Here is a 17687-nt window from a genome sequence, read left to right as displayed (position 1 = left end):
CAGGCGTGTTGACGCAGGAGGATGAGGGTGTGAGAGGCTTTCATGCCGACAACCCTATTGGCTTGGGTTGAATATGGCAAGGCTTGTCGGAAAATTGGTGATTTCGTGCGTTGGTTGGATCTGGGCGATGGTTTTTTGCTCGGGTGGCGGCGAAATGTAGCGGGAATTGCGCGTCAGCCCAGGAGCGAGAGAACGGCCTGGGGCATCTGGTTGGCCTGCACCAGCATGCTCTGCGCTGCCTGCCGGAGGATCTGCTTCGAGGCGAGGGTGGCCGATTCGGCGGCGAAGTCGGCATCGGTGATGCGCGAGCGGCTGGCGCTGGCGTTCTCGGAGATGTTCTGCAGGTTGCTGACCGTGTTGTCGAGGCGGTTCTGGATGGCGCCCATGTACGCGCGCTGGCGGTCCACGTAGGCGAGGGCGTCGTCGATGTCCATCACCGCGAGGCCGGGGGTCTTGATCAGGTTGACGTTGTTCAGCGCCATCGCCCCGGTGTTGAAGGAGGCGAGGCCGACGTCGATGGTTTCCCAGGCGTTGGCGCCGACCTGCAGCGAGGTCTGCACGCCTCCACCGGTGGCGTTGGCATCGAACAGCTTGGGCTCTTCCAGCTTGAAGCCCAGGGAGCCGGGCGTGCCGGTGCCGCGGTTGGGCAACACGTCCTCGGCGGTGAGCACATCGCCGCCGTCGGCATCGAAGCCGCCGATGGCGCCGGTGTCCTCGTTGGTCAGGTCCATCCCGGCGATGAAGGCCGCGCCATTGGCGGAGAACTGGGTGCCGAAGTCGGCGGCGCTGGCGAAGGCGCCATGGCTGGCGTTGGCCAGGGCGTCGTCGAGGGTGGAGTTGGCGTGGCCGGCCAGGTACTGCATCACGTCCTTGATGCCGTTGCCGCCGGCCGCCTTGATCTCCGCGTGCATGTAGCGCACCGCGGCGTAGGAGGCGGAATAGCCGGCGCTGCTGCCGATGCCGCCGAAGGCACCGACCACCGCGCCGATGCTGCTGGCGGCGATGTCGCTGCGCAGGCGCTCGTCGGCACCCTGCACCGCCTCCGCCGTGCCTTCCTTGAACCAGCCGGGCAGGGCATTGAAGTTCATCGCCCGGCCCATCACCGCGTGGGTCATCTCGTGGGCGAGGACGCGGTCGGTGTACTGGCCGGGGTTGTTGCCGCCGTTGGGCAGGCTCGACCCATCGAAGTAGGCCATGTTCACGTCGAGCACCTGGTTGTAGTACTTGCCACCGGCGCCGGGGGAGCCTGCGACCGAGGCCAGGGTGGTGCTGGACGGGTCGTTGCTCAGGGTGATCTTCAGCGTGGCGCCGTCGGCCTTGATCCCGTAGGCGTCGAAGACGCGCTGCTCGCCCTCGCTGATCCAGAAGCCCTTGAGCGAATTGAGCACCGCGCGCTCGTCGAGCTTGCCCAGCTGCGAGCCGCTGTCCTGGCTGAAGATCTTGCGGCCGCCGAAGGTGGTGGTCTCGTTGACCCGGTTGATCTCCTCCAGGAGCTTCTGCGCCTCCTGGTTCAGTGCGGCGCGGTCGGTCTCGGAGTTGGAGCCGTTCATGGCCTGCAGGCCGAGCGTGCGGATGCGCTGCAGCGCGGACGTCACGCTTTGCAGCGCACCTTCCCCCACCTGCAGCATCGACATGCCGTCATTCGCGTTCCGCGTGGCGACGTTGAGCCCGCGCACCTGGGATGTCAGGGCATTGGAGATCTGCAGGCCGGCGGCGTCGTCCTTGGCGCTGTTGATGCGCTGGCCGGTCGACAGACGCTGCAAGGTCTTGCCCAGTGCATTGTCCGTGGTGCTCAACTGTCTTCGCGTGAACGAGGAGGCGATGTTGGTATTGACCGTCAGCATCCTGTCTCTCGCTCGCACTACCGGAAATTCCGGTATCGACACTGCATCGGCGGGCGTACTGGCTTCTTGATGCCGCTGCGGTTTCAGCCCGACGAGTGGTCGAAGGCTGCGGCGGGCGTGGCCTGTGGCGATTGCGCGGGCAGCCGCAGCTCGCGCATGTCGGCTCCGCTCGGGTGCTGGAACACGCGCAGGCCGAACTCCGGGAGGATCGCCAGCAGGTGGTCGAAGATGTCCGACTGGATGGCCTCGTAGCGCGCCCAGGCGGTGGTGTTGGTGAAGCAGTAGAGCTCCAGCGGCAGGCCGTCGGCGGTGGGCGCCATCTGCCGCACCAGCAGGGTCATGTCCTGGCGGATGTCGCCGCTGTGGCGCAGGTAGTTCTCCACGTAGGCGCGGAAGGTGCCGATGTTGGTCAGCTGGCGGCTGTTGATCGGCAGGCGGCTGGATTCGTCCAGTTGCGCGTTCCAGCTGAGCAGCTCGCTTTCCTTGGCCTTGAGGTAGCCGTCGAGCAGGCGGAAGCGGTGCAGCCGGGCCAGGTCGTCGGCATCGAGGAAGTGCACGCTGTTCTGGTCGAGGAACAGGCTGCGCTTGATGCGTCGGCCGCCGGATTCCTGCATGCCGCGCCAGTTCTTGAACGAGTCGGTGATGAAGCGCTTGGTGGGGATGGTGGTGATGGTCTTGTCCCAGTTCTGCACCTTCACCGTGTGCAGGGCGATGTCGATCACGTCGCCGTCGGCGTTGAGCTGGGGCATCTCCACCCAGTCGCCGACGCGGATGATGTCGTTGGAGGTGATCTGCACGCTGGCCACCAGTGACAGCAGGGTGTCCTGGAAGATCAGCATCAGCACCGCGGCCATGGCGCCGAGGCCGGAGAGCAGGATCAGCGGCGAGCGGTCGATCAGGCTGGCCACCATGAGGATGGCGGCGATGGCGAACACGGCGATCTTCAGCACCTGCAGGTAGCCCTTGATCGGCCGCAGGTGGGCATCGGGGCGGCGCTGGTAGAGGCCGTTGACGATATCCAGCACCGCGCTCAGGGCCAGTGCGAGGGTGAGGATGATGAAGGCGGCGCAGACATTGGTGACCACCGTCACCAGGGACGTCGGCAGGCCCGGGATGACCTTGACCCCGCTCGCCAGCACCAGGGCCGGCACCACGTTGGCCAGGCGCTTGATCAGGCCGTGGTCCTGCAGCTTCGCACCGCCGTTGAGGCCGGTGGCGACCAGGCGATAGAGCCCGCGCACGAGGATGCGCTTGACCATCCAGTTGGCCAGCCAGGCGCCCAGCACCAGCAGGGTGGAGGCGCAGAGGGTGAGGAGTTCGGGGTGGCCCTTCAGCCAGTCCATCCAGGTTGCCAGCTCGTGGGGCATATGCGGCTCCATGTCAGCGGTGTGATCGGGCCGGCCGTTGCGGCGGGCCTCCGGAGCTGGCGGACCTTAGCAAAAATGCGCCGCACGGCCCAGGCGGCGTCTGTAAGGGGAGTTGTATGGCGGCGCCGGGCTCGGGTGGCCCCGTGCCCGTCGTCAGGGCTTGAAGGCCCCGATGAAGATGGCCGGGTCGACGCGTACGTCATTGAGGCTGACGTTCCAGTGCATGTGCGGCCCGGTGGCCCGGCCGGTGGCGCCGACACGCCCGACCACGCCGCCGCGTGGCAGCTGCTGGCCGAGTTTCACGTCCACCCGGGACATGTGGCAGAACATGCTGATCAGCCCCTGGCCGTGGTCCACGAACACCGTCTTGCCGTTGAAGAAGTAGTCGCCGATGAGCACCACCTTGCCTGCCGCCGGGGCCTTGATCGGCGTGCCGGCACCCACGGCGAAGTCCAGGCCCGAATGCGGGTTGCGTTCCTCGCCATTGAAGAAGCGGCGCAGGCCGAAGGGGCTGGAGAGCGGCCCGTTCACCGGCTTGTCGAACAGCAGGTTGCTCGGCGTGCCCGGGGTGAAGCTGCGGTAGGCGCGGGTCTGCTCGGCCAGTTCGCGGTCGATGCGCTTGAGGTCCTCGGGCAGCGGGTTCACCTGGCGGGTGTTCTTCAGGGTGATGCGCTGCTCCTTGTAATGCTTCTTGCCGACGCTGAAGGCCAGGCTGCGGCCATCGCTCACCTTCACCTGCTGGGTGCCGGCCGGGGTGCCGAGCGGGATACCGACGATGGCGATCCAGTCGCGGCCTTCCTCCTTGACCACCAGCACCGGCTTGTCCTGGAAGCGCGCCGTCGGTGCCTGGGCACCCTGGCCCAGCTGCACCACGGCGACGCCGCCGGGCACCGGTTTGTTCAGCAGGCGGCTGATGAAGCCTTCGGCCTGGGCGGGGAGGGTGACGGCGAGGAGCAGGGCGAGCAGCAGGCGCATCTGTCAATCCAGCAGGGAGAGGGTGACCGGGGTGAGGTGGTTGTCTTCGACCCGCACGTCGAGCTCGCCCTCACCCAGCCGGGCCTTGAGGCGCTGGCCGGGGCGGGTCTGGGCGGCGTTGCGGATGGCCTGGCCGCGCTCGTCGAGCAGGATGCTGTAGCCCCGGCCGAGGGTCGCCAGCGGGCTGACGACATTGAGCGTCTGCACCTGGCTCTGCAGCTGCAGGCGGCGCTCCTTGAGGCCTTCCTGCATCGCACGGGGCAGGCGCGCGGCGAGGCTGTCCAGGCGCTGGCGCAACAGGCTCAGGGCGCGGCCCGGGTGTTGCGCGGCCAGGCGCGTCTCCAGGCGCGCGAAGCGTTCCCGGCGGGTGCTCAGCTGGCGGTCGAGGGCGCGTTGCAGGCGCATTTCCAGGTCGTCGAGGCGCTGGGCCTGCTGGCGCAGGCGCTCGCCCGGGTGGCGCAGGCGGCGGGCCAGGCCCTCGATGCGCAGGTGGTGATGGGCGATCTGTTGCTGCATGCGCAGCACCAGGCGTCGCTGCAGGCTCTCCAGGCGCTGGCGCAGGTTGCTGGAGTCCGGGGCCAGGAGTTCGGCGGCAGCGGAGGGCGTGGGCGCGCGGACGTCGGCGACGAAGTCGGCGATGGAGACGTCCGTCTCGTGCCCCACGGCGCTGACGATGGGGGTACGGCAGGCCGCCACGGCGCGGGCCACGGCTTCCTCGTTGAAGCACCAGAGGTCTTCCAGCGAGCCGCCGCCACGGGCGAGGATCAGCGCGTCGAAGCCCTGGGCATCGGCCCGCTCGATGGCGCGGACGATCTGCGCGGTGGCCTCGCGGCCCTGCACGGCGGTGGGCACCAGGGTCAGTTCCACCTGCGGGGCGCGGCGGCGGAACACGCTGATGATGTCGCGGATCACCGCGCCCGTGGGCGAGCTGACGATGCCGATGCGTTGCGGGTGGACGGGCAGCGGGCGCTTGGCCCCGGCGTCGAACAGGCCCTCGGCGGCGAGCTTTTCCTTCAGTGCCTCGAAGGCCAGGCGCAGGGCGCCGTCGCCGGCGGGCTCCACGGCGTCGGCGATCAACTGGTAGTCGCCACGGCCCTCGAACAGCGAGACCTTGCCGCGCACCTTCACCGCGAGGCCGTCACGCAGCGCCTGGCGCACCTTGGCGGCGTTCTGCCGGAACAGCGCGCAGCGCACCTGGGCCTGGCTGTCCTTGAGGGTGAAGTAGAGGTGGCCGGAAGCGGGCTTGGCCAGGTTGGAGATCTCGCCCTCCACCCAGACCTGGGGGAACACGTCCTCCAGCAGGTGGCGGGCACGCTGGTTGAGCTGGCTGACGGTCAGCACCTCGCGGTCGAGGCCGAGCCGTTGGAAAGGGTCTTTGAACATGGGCGGCATGATACGGGCGGCGAAGGCCCGCGCTCAATGCGCGCGGTTCAGTCTTCCACCCGCACCACGCGCACGGGGTAGCCGAGGCGATCGGCGAAGGCGGCGAGGAAGGCGCGATCGAAGCCGGCCTCGGTGCAGCCGTTGAAGATGAACGCCAGGTTGGAGAAGCCACAGGGCTGGAGGAAGAGGAAGCCGTTGATGTCGTCCTCGAAGCCACATTCGGGACAGGTGAAGTTGTCGGTCTCGCCCGGCCACCAGTTCTCCAGGCTTTCGAACAGCGGCTCGCCGATCTCGCGGCGGCAGTCCGGGCAGCCGGCCTCGCCGAGAAAACCGCGCGCGGGGGTATAGATGCAGCGCTTGTCGACGATCTCCAGGCCGGTGCGCGGCTGGCCCAGGGGCACATGCCCGGGGTGTTCGGCGACCTTGCGGGCCCCCGGCGCGAGGGCGTGGACCATGCGGTTGCCGCCGCGAGCGAAGGCACTGGGCAGGGCTTCGACCACGTCCTGGCGGACCAGCCAGCGCAGCATGCGGCCTGCCAGGGCGTGATGGCCGGGCACGCTGGATATCTGCGGGACGAGGATCAGCTGACGGGTTTCCACGGGGTGCTCCGATGGATCGGGGGCCGCGCAGCTTAACCGTCGGCCTGCCGCCGTCAACCTCGGGGCGACGGATCGGCTTCGCCCAGTTGCAGGCGGAAGTGTTCCACCAGGCCCAGGCTCAGGGGGGTATCGCCATGGCGCCAGGCCAGGGCCACCTCGCTGTCGCAATCGGCCTCGGCCAGGGCCAGGAAGCGCACCCCGACCGGGGCGATGGCGCGCATCGAGGCCGGTACCAGGGCGACGCCGATACCGGCTTCGATCAGCTGCAGCTGGCTGGTCTTGCGCGATACGGCGCGGGCCGCGCGGGGGAAGAAGCCCTGGCGCAGGCACAGCTCGGCGGCGCGGTAGCTCAGGCCGCCACGCTGCATGTGCGGCACCGAGACGAAGGGTTCGTCCGCCAGGCGGGCGAGGGCGACCGGGCGTTCCTCGGCGGCCAGCGGGTGGTCGGCGGCGACGGCGAGCAGCAGGGCTTCGCGGTACAGCGGCTGCAGGGCGAGGCCGGGGTACTGGCGCAGCACCGGCAGGCGCAGCAGGCAGACATCCAGGCGGCCTTCCTGCAGGTCGGCCAGCTGTTGCTCGGAGGATTGCTGGACGATCTCCAGATTCACCCCCGGGTGCAGGTCCAGGTAGCTGCGCAGGGGGGCCTGTAGCGGTGCGGCCAGGGGGACCGAGCTGGAGTGGCTGAGACGCAGGGTGCCGTGCTGGCCCTGGCCGACCTCGCGGGCCAGGTTGCCGGCGGCTTCCAGGTCCTGCAGCAGCCGTTGCGCCAAGGGGTGGAAGGCGCGCCCTGCCGGAGTCAGCTCGACCTGGCGGGGGCCGCGCTCCAGCAAGGGGGTGGCCAGGTGGGTCTCCAGCTCGCGCATCTGCCGGCTGAGGGCTGACTGGGCGATGAACAGGCGTTCTGCGGCACGGCTGAAGCTGCCGCTCTCGACGATCGCGATGAAGGTGCGCAGTTGTCGTAATGAGATCACGGAGGCTCCTGCCATGCCTTTTGGAGATGGGATGAGGGCGTGGATTGTATTGGTCCCGTGCCCGCTGCGCTCGCTAGATTGAAGGCCTTCCCCTGCCGAGCGCCGTTCCATGAGTTTCGCAAGCCAGTTCGCCCTCCTGCCGTTCTCGCCGACCGACTGGTTGTTGATCGCCGGCGCCATCGCCCTGGCCTACGTGGTGTTCGGTATCGCCGGCTTCGGCACGGCGCTGGTGGCCGGGCCGCTGCTGGTGGGCAGCCTGCCCATGGCGCGGATCATTCCGCTGCTGGTGCTGCTGGATTTCGTCGCCTCCGCCGGTAGCTGGCTGTCGGCCCGGCGCGCGGTGGCCGGCACCGAGCTGCGCCGGTTGCTGCCCTGCATGGCGCTGGGCTGCGCCATCGGTGCCTACGGGCTGGTGAACCTGGATGCCGAACTGCTGATGCTGCTGTTCGGCCTGTTCGTCTGCGCCTATGCCATCTGGTCGCTGTTCCTGCAGCCGGTGCGGCAGGCGCCGATGAAGCCCTTCTGGGTGGTGCCCTTCGGCGTCTTCGGCGGCACTTTCGGGGCGCTGTTCGGCAGTGGCGGCTTCCTTTATGCGCTCTACCTGAGCGGCCGCCTGCAAGCCAAGGAGCAGATCCGCGCCACCCAGAGCGCGTTGATCGGCTGCAGCACCCTGGTGCGCCTGGGGTTGTTCGTCATCGCGGGGCTCTACGCCGACCGGCAGATCCTGCTGCTCGCCCTGTGCCTGTTGCCGGCCATGGCGCTGGGACTGTGGACAGGGCGGCGCCTGACCCTGCGTCTCTCCCGCGAGGCCTTCGTGCGCCTGGTCACCTGGTTGGTGCTGTGCAGCGGCGTGGCGCTGGTGTGGCGTTACCTGGCGGCATGAGCGCTGCCGGCTCGCGACAAAACCAGGCCCTGCAAAAAAAGTACCCGGGCAGCGCTCGACGGTGCTGCAGCCGCATTGAGCGCGCCATCACAGCTGAGATATAATGCCGCGCTTCCAATTTTCCCGCCTGGGAGCCCCGCCATGCTGCGCATCAGCCAAGAAGCCCTCACCTTCGACGACGTACTCCTGATCCCGGGGTATTCCGAGGTCCTGCCGAAGGACGTCAGCCTCAAGACCCGCCTGACGCGCGGCATCGAACTGAACATCCCCCTGCTGTCCGCCGCGATGGACACCGTGACCGAAGCCCGCCTGGCCATCGCCATGGCGCAGGAAGGCGGCATCGGCATCATCCACAAGAACATGACCATCGAGCAGCAGGCCGCCGAGGTCCGCAAGGTGAAGAAGTTCGAGGCCGGCGTGGTCAAGGACCCGATCACCATCGAGGCCGACGCCACCGTGCGCGACCTGTTCGAGCTGACCCGCCAGCACAACATCTCCGGCGTACCGGTGCTGTCCAACGGTGACCTGGTGGGCATCGTCACCTCCCGTGACGTGCGCTTCGAGAATCGCCTGGACGCCCGCGTCCGCGAGGTGATGACGCCGAAGGAGCGCCTCGTCACCGTCAAGGAAGGTGCCGACAAGAACACCGTCCGCGAGCTGCTGCACAAGCACCGCATCGAGAAGGTCCTGATCGTCGACGACGCCTTCAGCCTGAAGGGCATGATGACCGTCAAGGACATCGAGAAAGCCAAGGCCTACCCGCTGGCCAGCAAGGACGACCAGGGTCGCCTGCGCGTCGGCGCTGCCGTCGGTACCGGCGCCGATACCGGTGACCGCGTCACCGCGCTGGTCAACGCCGGCGTCGACGTGATCATCGTCGACACCGCCCACGGCCACTCCAAGGGCGTGATCGACCGCGTTCGCTGGGTCAAGCAGACCTTCCCCGAAGTCCAGGTGATCGGCGGCAACATCGCCACCGGCGAAGCCGCCAAGGCCCTGGCCGAAGCGGGCGCCGATGCGGTCAAGGTCGGCATCGGCCCGGGCTCCATCTGCACCACCCGCATCGTCGCCGGCGTCGGCGTGCCGCAGATCTCCGCGGTCGCCAACGTCGCCGCCGCCCTGGCCGGCACCGGCGTCCCGCTGATCGCCGACGGCGGCATCCGCTTCTCCGGCGACCTGTCCAAGGCCATCGTCGCCGGCGCCTCCGCCGTGATGATCGGTTCCATGCTGGCCGGTACCGAAGAGGCACCGGGCGAGGTCGAGCTGTTCCAGGGCCGTTCCTACAAGGCCTACCGCGGCATGGGTTCGCTGGGTGCGATGGCCCAGGCCCAGGGCTCTTCCGACCGCTACTTCCAGGACTCCTCGGCCGGTGCCGAGAAGCTCGTCCCGGAAGGCATCGAAGGCCGCGTGCCCTACAAGGGCGCCATGTCCGCGATCGTCCACCAGCTGATGGGCGGCCTGCGCGCCTCCATGGGCTACACCGGCTGCGCCACCATCGAGGAGATGCGCACCAAGCCGGAATTCGTGCGCATCACCGGGGCCGGCATGGCCGAGTCCCACGTGCATGACGTGCAGATCACCAAGGAAGCGCCCAACTACCGCGTGGGCTGAGTGGTCCCGTAACAGGTGCTGGAAGCTGGAAGCTGGAGGCCGGAAGCATGACTTTCGCCCTGCACTTCCAGCTTCCGGCTTTCAGCTTCAAGCTCTTTCCGAAGGAAAGCTCATGGCTCATCAAGATATCCACGCCCACCGCATCCTGATCCTCGACTTCGGCTCCCAGTACACCCAGCTGATCGCCCGTCGCGTGCGCGAGATCGGCGTGTACTGCGAGATCCACCCGTTCGACATGGAAAACGATGCCATCCGCGCCTTCGCGCCCAAGGGCATCATCCTCGCCGGCGGCCCGGAGTCGGTGCACGAGGCCAACAGCCCGCGCGCGCCGCAGGCGGTGTTCGATCTCGACGTTCCGCTGTTCGGCATCTGCTACGGCATGCAGACCATGGCCGAGCAGCTCGGCGGCAAGGTCCAGGGTTCCGACCTGCGTGAATTCGGCTACGCCCGTGTCGACGTGGTCGGCAAGGCCCGCCTGCTCGACGGCATCGAAGATCACGTCGACGCCGACGGCGTGCTCGGCCTCGACGTGTGGATGAGCCACGGCGACAAGGTCACCGCCATGCCCGAGGGTTTCCACATCCTCGCCAGCACCCCGAGCTGCCCGATCGCCGCCATGGCCGATGACAGCCGCGCCTACTACGGCGTGCAGTTCCACCCGGAAGTGACCCACACCAAGCAGGGCGGTCGCATCCTTTCCCGCTTCGTGCTGGAGATCTGCGGCTGCGAAGCCCTGTGGACCCCCTCCAACATCGTCAACGACGCCATCGCCACCGTGCGCGCCCAGGTGGGCAGCAACAAGGTGCTGCTGGGCCTGTCCGGCGGTGTCGACTCCTCCGTGGTCGCGGCCCTGCTGCACAAGGCCATCGGCGACCAGCTGACCTGCGTCTTCGTCGACAACGGCCTGCTGCGCCTGCACGAGGGTGACCAGGTGATGGCCATGTTCGCCGAGAACATGGGCGTCAAGGTGATCCGCGCCAACGCCGAGGAGCTGTTCCTGGGCCGCCTGGCCGGTGTCTCCGACCCGGAAGAGAAGCGCAAGATCATCGGTCGCACCTTCATCCAGGTGTTCGACGAGGAAGCGACCAAGCTCAAGGACGTGAAGTTCCTCGCCCAGGGCACCATCTACCCCGACGTGATCGAGTCGGCCGGCGCCAAGACCGGCAAGGCCCACGTGATCAAGTCCCACCACAACGTCGGCGGCCTGCCGGAAGACATGCAGTTCGAGCTGGTCGAGCCGCTGCGCGAGCTGTTCAAGGACGAGGTGCGCAAGATCGGCCTCGAACTGGGCCTGCCCTACGACATGGTCTACCGCCACCCGTTCCCGGGCCCGGGCCTGGGCGTGCGCATCCTCGGCGAGGTGAAGAAGGAGTACGCCGACCTGTTGCGCCGCGCGGACCACATCTTCATCGAGGAGCTGCGTGCCTTCGACTGGTACCACAAGACCAGCCAGGCCTTCGTGGTGTTCCAGCCGGTGAAATCCGTCGGTGTGGTCGGTGACGGCCGTCGCTACGCCTGGGTCGTCGCCCTGCGTGCCGTGGAAACCATCGACTTCATGACCGCGCGCTGGGCGCACCTGCCCTACGAGCTGCTGGAAAAGGTCTCCAACCGCATCATCAACGAGATCGAAGGCATCTCCCGCGTCACCTACGACGTGTCGAGCAAGCCGCCGGCGACCATCGAGTGGGAATGATGGCGCGCGCCTGAAGGCAAGCGTCGGAGGCGCGGACCGCATGCGGTCCGCGCCTTTTTCATATCTGCCCCGGCTTCCTCTCATCTGCCGCAGCAACCTGTCGCAGCCTTTTCTTGAGAATGAAGCGCAGTTGGTCCGTATAATCGTTTCCGATTATTGCTGAGTTGATAGGAGTGGCTTATGTCGGCACGTCTCGTAACTGCGTTGGCCCGCGCCTGCGGCGCGGGTGTTCTGTCCCTCGGCCTGCTGCTGCCCCTGGCGGCCCGGGCCGACGACGCAGTGACCCTGACTCTGTACAACGGGCAACACGAAGCGACCGGCAAGGCCGTCGCCGAGGCCTTCACCAAAGCCACCGGCATCCAGGTGCGCATCCGCAAGGGCGGTGGTGGCCAGTTGGCCAACCAGATCGCCGAGGAAGGCGAGCGCTCGCCCGCCGACATCATCTACACCGAAGAGGCGCCGCCGCTGATCAAGCTGGCGGGCCAGGGCCTGCTGGCCAAGGTGGACGACAGCGCCCTGAAGCAGGTCGAGCCGCAGTTCGCCGACCCCGCCGGCAACTGGATCGGCGTCACCTCGCGCGTGCGCGTGCTGGCCTACAACCCCGAGGAGCTGGGCGACCAGCCCCTGCCGCAGAGCGTGCTCGAGGTGGCCGACCCTGAGTGGAGCGGCAAGATCGCCTTCGTGCCCAGCAGCGGTGAGTTCCTCGGCCAGGTGGCCGCGATCATCAAGCTCCAGGGCCGCGAGAAGGCCGAGGAGTGGTTGACCGGCCTCAAGGCCTTCGGCTCCACCTACACCAACAACGTCATCGCCATGAAGGCGGTGGAGAACGGCGAAGTCGCCGCCGCACTGATCAACAGCTACTACTGGATGGCCCTGAAGAAGGAGAAGGGCGAGCTCAAGAGCAAGCTGCACTACTTCGCCGACGGCGATGCCGGTGGCCTGGCCAGCGTGTCCGGCGTGGCGGTGGTGAAGGCCAGCAAGCACCCGAAGGAGGCCCAGCAGTTCGTCGCCTTCATGCTCAGCGAAGAGGGCCAGAAGGCCATCCTCAGCCAGTCCGCCGAGTACCCGGTGAACCAGAAGGTGCCGGCCGACCCGCTGCTCAAGCCCTATGACCAGCTGCGCCCGCCCAAGCTCACCGCCGCCGACATCGGCCTGGCCGAGGACGCCCTGGAACTGGAGCGCGAGGTCGGGCTGAACTGATGCAATCAGAAGTCCTGGACCCGGCCCTGGCGGCCTCCACGTCGAAACCCTTCGGCCGCCGTCGCCGCACCCCGCCCATCTGGCTGCAGGTGCCGGTCCTGGCTTTGCTGCTGGTCGCCGCGCTGCCCCTGTTCTACGTCGCCGTGCGCAGCTGGGAATCCGGCTGGCACACCGCCTGGCAGCTGCTGTGGCGCCCCTTCGTGTTCCACTTGCTGGCCAACACCATGAAGCTGATGGTGCTGGTGACCGCCGGTTGCGTGCTGCTCGGCCTGGCCCTGGCCTGGCTGGTGGAACGCAGCGACCTGCGCTGGCGTCGCCAGTGGAACGTGCTGCTGTGCCTGCCGTTCGCGATCCCGGCCTTCGTCGCCGGCTTCTCGTGGATTTCCATCAGCCCGGTGTTCGAAGGCCTCGGCGGCACGGCGCTGGTGATGATCCTGTCCAAGTACCCGTTGATCTACCTGCCGGTGGTGGCGACCCTGCGCAACCTCGACCCGGCGCTGGAGGAGTCCGCGCGCATGCTCGGCTACACCCGGCGCCAGGTGTTCTGGCGGGTCACCCTGCCGCTGCTGCGCCCGACCCTGATGGGCACCGGGCTGCTGGTGGCGCTGCACATGCTGGTGGAATTCGGCGCGCCGTCGATCATGCGCTACCAGACCTTCACCACGGCCATCTACCAGCAGTTCGAGCTGGAATTCAGCAACGCCAACGCGGCGATGCTCTCGGCGCTGCTGCTGGCCCTGTGCATGCTGATGATGGGCATGGAGCTGCGCCTGCGTGGGCGCGGTTTCGCCCGTACCGGGCAAGGCGTCGCGCGGCGCACCGCGCCGGTGCGCCTGGGCCTGTGGGACTGGCCGATCCAGGCGCTGCTGGTGGCGCTGGTGGTGGTCGGCTCGGGCACGCCGCTGGCCATGCTCGGCTTCTGGATCCACGAGGGCAGCTCGGCCGCCTTCCCGCTGATGGACATCCTGCGCACCCTGGGTTCTTCGCTGTACCTGTCCTTCGGCGGCGCGCTGATCAGTTGCCTGCTGGCATTGCCGGTGGGGCTGGTGGTGGTGCGCTACCACGGGCGCCTCGCGCGCCTGGCCGAGCGCCTGCCCTTCCTGCTGCACGCGTTGCCGGGGCTGGTGATCGCGCTGTCCCTGGTGTTCTTCGCCCTGGGTTATGCGCCGGCGCTGTACCAGACCACGCTGCTGCTGCTGGTGGCCTATGCCCTGCTGTTCATGCCGATGGCCCAGTCGCCCATCCGCGTGGCACTGGAGAAGGCCTCGCCGCAGCTGGAGGAGGCCGCGCGCACCCTCGGGCAGACGCCGCTCAGGGCCTTCTTCCGGGTGACCCTGCCGATCATCTTCCCGGCCATCGGCGCCGGCTTCGTGCTGGTGTTCCTCGATTGCATGAAGGAGCTGACGGCCACCCTGATCCTCGGCCCCACCGGGCTGGACACCCTGGCCACCGCCGTGTGGTCGCACACCGCCAACCTGGAATACGCCGCTGCCGCGCCCTATGCCGCGCTGATCGTGCTGGTGTCCGGGCTGCCGGTGTACCTGCTGACCACCCGCGCCTACCTGGGGCGCAACCGCTAGGCGGCTGTGGCATCTGGCCACGGCCCGGCGCTGCCCTGATGCAAGGGGGCTGTGCCAGAATGTGCCACCCGTGAGCCGGCCCATGCAGGCCGGCCCTTCCTGTCGCCGCAGAGCGACAACGCACCGCCTGATGGCCCCGCGAAGCATTACTCACAGGAGCCTGGATTCCGTGTCATTCACCCGCAGACAGATTCTCGGCGGCCTGGTCGGCCTCGGCGTGGTCGGCCTCGGCGCCGGCGGCACCCGCTACTGGCTGGGCCGCAACCTCGATGCCAAGACCCACGACTACGAGCTGATCGCCGCGCCGCTGGACCTCGAGCTGGTGTCCGGCCACGTCACCCCGGCCTGGGCCTATGGCGGCCAGGCGCCGGGCGTGGAGCTGCGTTCACGCCAGGGCGACTGGCTGCGCGTGCGCTTCATCAACAAGCTCGACGAGCCCACCACCATCCACTGGCACGGCATCCGCCTGCCGCTGGAGATGGACGGCGTGCCCTATGTCTCGCAGCTGCCGGTGTTGCCGGGCGAATACTTCGACTACCGCTTCCGTACCGATGACGCCGGCAGCTTCTGGTACCACCCGCACCTGTCCAGCGCCGAGCAGCTGGGGCGCGGCCTGGTCGGCCCGCTGATCGTCGAAGAGCGCGAGCCCAGCGGCTTCCGTCACGAGCGCGTACTCAGCCTGAAGACCTGGCACGTGGACGAGGAGGGCGCCTTCACCCAGTTCAGCGTGCCCCGCGAGGCGGCCCGCGAAGGCACCCGGGGGCGCCTGACCACCATCAACGGCACGCCGGCACCGACCCTGGAGCTGCCCGCCGGGCAGGTGGTGCGCCTGCGCGTGCTGAACCTCGACAGCACCATCACCTACCGCCTGAACATGCCGGGCGCGGAGGTGCGCATCTATTCCCTGGACGGCCACCCCATCGCGCCGCGCGAGCTGGGCAAGGAGTACTGGCTCGGCCCGGGCATGCGCATCGAGCTGGCGCTCAAGGTGCCCGCCGCCGGCCAGGAACTGCCGCTGCGCAACGGGCCGCTGCGCCTGGCGACGCTCAAGAGCGTGGCGAGCCAGGAGCCGGCCGGCGACTGGCCGCCCGCGCTGCCGGCCAACCCGGTGCCGGAGCCGGACCTGGAGAAGGCCGAGACCCTCAGCTTCAAGTTCGAGTGGGCGGCGACCCTGACCAGCGCCGCCGGCCGGCCGAGCAACTACTGGCAGATCAACGGCAAGGCCTGGGACATCCAGGACAAGACCTGCGCCGATCGCCCCATCGCCACGTTGAAGAAGGGCGGCCACTACATCTTCGAGCTGCGCAACATGGCCCAGTACCTGCACCCCATCCACCTGCACGGCATGGCTTTCAAGGTGATCGGCTCGGACCGCAAGGACATCGTTCCCTACTTCACCGATACCTACCTGCTGGGCAAGAACGAGACCGCGCGCATCGCCCTGGTGGCCGATAACCCCGGCGTGTGGATGTTCCACTGCCATGTCATCGACCACATGGAGACCGGCCTGATGGCCGCGATCGAGGTGGCCTGAGATGCGCCAGCCGATGATCGTCGACCGCAGCCGTGACGAGGACTTCATGCGTGAGGCCCTGGCCCTCGCCGCCGAGGGCGCGGCCCTGGGCGAGGTGCCGGTCGGCGCGGTGCTGGTGCAGGATGGCCGGGTGATCGGGCGCGGCTTCAACTGCCCGATCTCACGGCACGACCCCAGTGCCCACGCCGAGATGGTCGCCATCCGCGATGCGGCGCTGGCGCTGGAAAACTACCGGCTGGTGGGCAGTACGCTGTACGTGACCCTGGAGCCCTGCAGTATGTGCGCCGGGCTCATCGTCCATTCACGCGTGGCGCGCGTGGTCTATGGCGCCACCGAGCCCAAGGCGGGCGTGGCGATCAGCCGGGGCCAGTTCTTCACCCAGGACTTCCTCAACCACCGGGTGCTGGTGGAGGGCGGGGTGCTGGCGGGGGAGTGCGGCGCGATCCTCAGCGAGTTCTTCAAGGCGCGGCGTTCGCTGAAGGGCTGAAGGACGCGTCGTGCGCGGTCAGAGCGGCGGGGTGTCTTCGCTAGGCTTGCGCTTGTCGATGCCGGGGACATGCAGGTTGCTTTCGGCCACCTGCGAGCCTTCCATCTGCGGCTGGGTCACCCAGGTGAGGATGTCGTAGTAGCGGCGGATGTTCTGCACGAAGTGCACGGTCTCGCCCCCACGGGCATAGCCGTAGCGGGTCTTGCGGTACCACTGCTTCTGCGACAGGCGCGGCAGCATCTGCTTCACGTCCAGCCACTTGTTCGGGTTCAGGCCCTCGGCCTCGGCCAGCTTGCGCGCGTCCCCCAGGTGGGCGATGCCGATGTTGTAGGCGGCCAGGGCGAACCAGGTACGGTCCGGCTCCAGCAGTTCATCGGCCAGGCCCTGCTTGATCATGCCGAAATATTTGCTGCCGCCGACGATGCTCTGCTTGGGGTCCAGGCGGTTGGCCACGCCCATGGCCTTGGCGGTGTCCTGGGTCAGCATCATCAGGCCGCGCACGCCGGTCTTGGAGGTAGCGGTCGGTTGCCAGAGGGATTCCTGGTAGCCGATGGCGGCCAGCAGGCGCCAGTCCACCTGGTTGTCCTGGGAGGCCTGGCGGAAGTGCTGCTCGTACTTGGGCAGGCGCTGCTGCAGGTGCTTGGCGAAGGTATAGGCGCCGACGTAGCCGAGCACGTCGACATGGCCGTAATAGCGATCCTTGAGGCGCTGCAGGGTGCCGTTTTCCTTGGCCTTGTCGAGGAAGCCGTTGACCTCGTCGAGCAGGCTGTCGTCCTCGCCGGGCGCGACGGCCCAGGCCAGGTTGCTGGCGTCGCCCAGGTCGAAGGCGACACGCACGTTGGGGAAGTACACCTGGTTCATCGCCAGTTCGTTGGAGTCCACCAAGGTGAGGTCGATCTGCCCTTCGTCGACCATGCGCAGCAGGTCGACGATCTCGACTTCGTCGGATTCCTCGTACTTCAGCTCCGGGTACTGCACCTTGAGCGCGGCCAGTTGCTCGGCATGGCTGCTGCCCTTGAGCACCAGGATGCGCTGGCCGACGAGGTCTTCCGGGCGGGTGGGGCGGCGCTCGCCATTGCGGTAGATGACCTGCGGCGTGACTTCCAGGTACGGGTGGGAGAAGCGCGACTCGTGCTGGCGCGCATCGCTGGCCACGAGGCCGGCGGCGGCGAGCACCGGGCCGTTGGCCTGGCCGAGGCGGGCGAAGAGGTCGTCGAGGTTGTCGGCCGTCTCGATCTGCAGCTCGACGCCCAGGTCGTCGGCGAAGCGTTTCACCAGTTCGTACTCGAAGCCGGTTTCGCCGTTGCGGTCCTGGAAATAGGTGGCCGGGCTGTTGCGGGTGACCACGCGTAGCACACCCTCCTCCTGAATGCGCTCGAGGGTGGACGGCTGTTTGCAGCCTCCGAGCAGCAGGAGGATTCCGGTCGCCAATAGCCAGAAGGCACGACGCTTGCGGAACACGGGTGGGGTGAACATCGGCGCAGTATACGCAAACCCCGATCCTTGCCATATCTCGACAGTGGAAATCTTCTCTGCTAGCCGCAGGCCCCCGGGGGTGGG

Annotated in this window: 14 protein-coding genes; 7 read left to right on the top strand and 7 right to left on the bottom strand. The window is 68.0% G+C overall.

The annotated features are described in order from the left end of the window. Positions 1 to 173: 173 nt before the first annotated feature. The 6 genes from HSX14_RS24735 to HSX14_RS24710 all read right to left on the bottom strand — a co-directional run bounded on the left by HSX14_RS24735 (position 174) and on the right by HSX14_RS24710 (position 7139). The gene (locus tag HSX14_RS24735; RefSeq protein WP_173172911.1) at positions 174 to 1844 is read right to left on the bottom strand and encodes a flagellinolysin; all 1671 of its coding nucleotides are present in this window, start codon (positions 1842 to 1844) and stop codon (positions 174 to 176) included. Between the two features lie 83 nt (positions 1845 to 1927). After that, positions 1928 to 3211: a mechanosensitive ion channel family protein gene (locus HSX14_RS24730; protein ID WP_173172913.1), complete on the bottom strand. Its 1284-nt coding sequence runs from the start codon at positions 3209 to 3211 to the stop codon at positions 1928 to 1930. Between the two features lie 153 nt (positions 3212 to 3364). After that, positions 3365 to 4186, bottom strand: a complete 822-nt coding sequence (locus HSX14_RS24725) for a peptidoglycan DD-metalloendopeptidase family protein (protein WP_173172915.1) — start codon at positions 4184 to 4186, stop codon at positions 3365 to 3367. Positions 4187 to 4189: 3 nt separating this feature from the next. Next, positions 4190 to 5569 carry an exodeoxyribonuclease VII large subunit gene (gene xseA, locus HSX14_RS24720; protein ID WP_173172917.1) on the bottom strand — a complete coding sequence of 460 codons (1380 nt, stop codon included), beginning with the start codon at positions 5567 to 5569 and terminating at the stop codon, positions 4190 to 4192. 47 nt (positions 5570 to 5616) lie between these two features. Then, positions 5617 to 6168: a sugar ABC transporter ATPase gene (locus HSX14_RS24715; RefSeq protein WP_173172919.1), complete on the bottom strand. Its 552-nt coding sequence runs from the start codon at positions 6166 to 6168 to the stop codon at positions 5617 to 5619. A 53-nt stretch (positions 6169 to 6221) separates the two neighbouring features. Beyond that, on the bottom strand, positions 6222 to 7139 hold the full coding sequence (locus HSX14_RS24710; protein ID WP_173172921.1) for a LysR family transcriptional regulator: 918 nt from the start codon (positions 7137 to 7139) through the stop codon (positions 6222 to 6224). Between the two features lie 109 nt (positions 7140 to 7248). On the opposite strand from HSX14_RS24710, the gene HSX14_RS24705 reads away from it, so the two are divergent. From HSX14_RS24705 to tadA, 7 genes are all read left to right on the top strand, one after another. After that, positions 7249 to 8022, top strand: coding sequence for a sulfite exporter TauE/SafE family protein (locus HSX14_RS24705; RefSeq protein WP_173172923.1), 774 nt, complete (start codon positions 7249 to 7251; stop codon positions 8020 to 8022). Between the two features lie 141 nt (positions 8023 to 8163). Continuing rightward, positions 8164 to 9633, top strand: a complete 1470-nt coding sequence (gene guaB, locus HSX14_RS24700; protein WP_111263549.1) for an IMP dehydrogenase — start codon at positions 8164 to 8166, stop codon at positions 9631 to 9633. Between the two features lie 112 nt (positions 9634 to 9745). Further along, positions 9746 to 11326 (top strand): glutamine-hydrolyzing GMP synthase, encoded by a 1581-nt coding sequence (gene guaA / locus HSX14_RS24695; RefSeq protein ID WP_173172926.1) that lies wholly within the window; start codon positions 9746 to 9748, stop codon positions 11324 to 11326. Positions 11327 to 11506: 180 nt separating this feature from the next. Further along, positions 11507 to 12526, top strand: a complete 1020-nt coding sequence (locus tag HSX14_RS24690; RefSeq protein ID WP_111263551.1) for an extracellular solute-binding protein — start codon at positions 11507 to 11509, stop codon at positions 12524 to 12526. Further along, complete coding sequence (locus tag HSX14_RS24685; RefSeq protein ID WP_173172928.1) at positions 12526 to 14106, top strand: ABC transporter permease; 1581 nt, start codon at positions 12526 to 12528, stop codon at positions 14104 to 14106. Before HSX14_RS24690 ends, HSX14_RS24685 begins: the two co-directional genes overlap by 1 nt. Positions 14107 to 14275: 169 nt before the next feature. Further along, positions 14276 to 15640 carry a multicopper oxidase family protein gene (locus tag HSX14_RS24680; RefSeq protein WP_173172930.1) on the top strand — a complete coding sequence of 455 codons (1365 nt, stop codon included), beginning with the start codon at positions 14276 to 14278 and terminating at the stop codon, positions 15638 to 15640. A gap of 1 nt (position 15641) precedes the next feature. Then, a complete protein-coding gene (gene tadA, locus HSX14_RS24675; protein ID WP_173172932.1) occupies positions 15642 to 16127 on the top strand; it encodes a tRNA adenosine(34) deaminase TadA in 486 nt (161 codons plus the stop codon). An 18-nt stretch (positions 16128 to 16145) separates the two neighbouring features. Here tadA and mltF read toward each other — a convergent pair whose 3' ends face one another. Further along, on the bottom strand, positions 16146 to 17603 hold the full coding sequence (mltF, locus tag HSX14_RS24670; protein WP_173172934.1) for a membrane-bound lytic murein transglycosylase MltF: 1458 nt from the start codon (positions 17601 to 17603) through the stop codon (positions 16146 to 16148). Positions 17604 to 17687 lie beyond the last annotated feature (84 nt).

Origin of the sequence: Pseudomonas tohonis (genome assembly GCF_012767755.2) — a bacterium.
Lineage (GTDB): Bacteria > Pseudomonadota > Gammaproteobacteria > Pseudomonadales > Pseudomonadaceae > Metapseudomonas > Metapseudomonas tohonis.
This window is presented reverse-complemented; position numbering and strand designations above follow the sequence as displayed.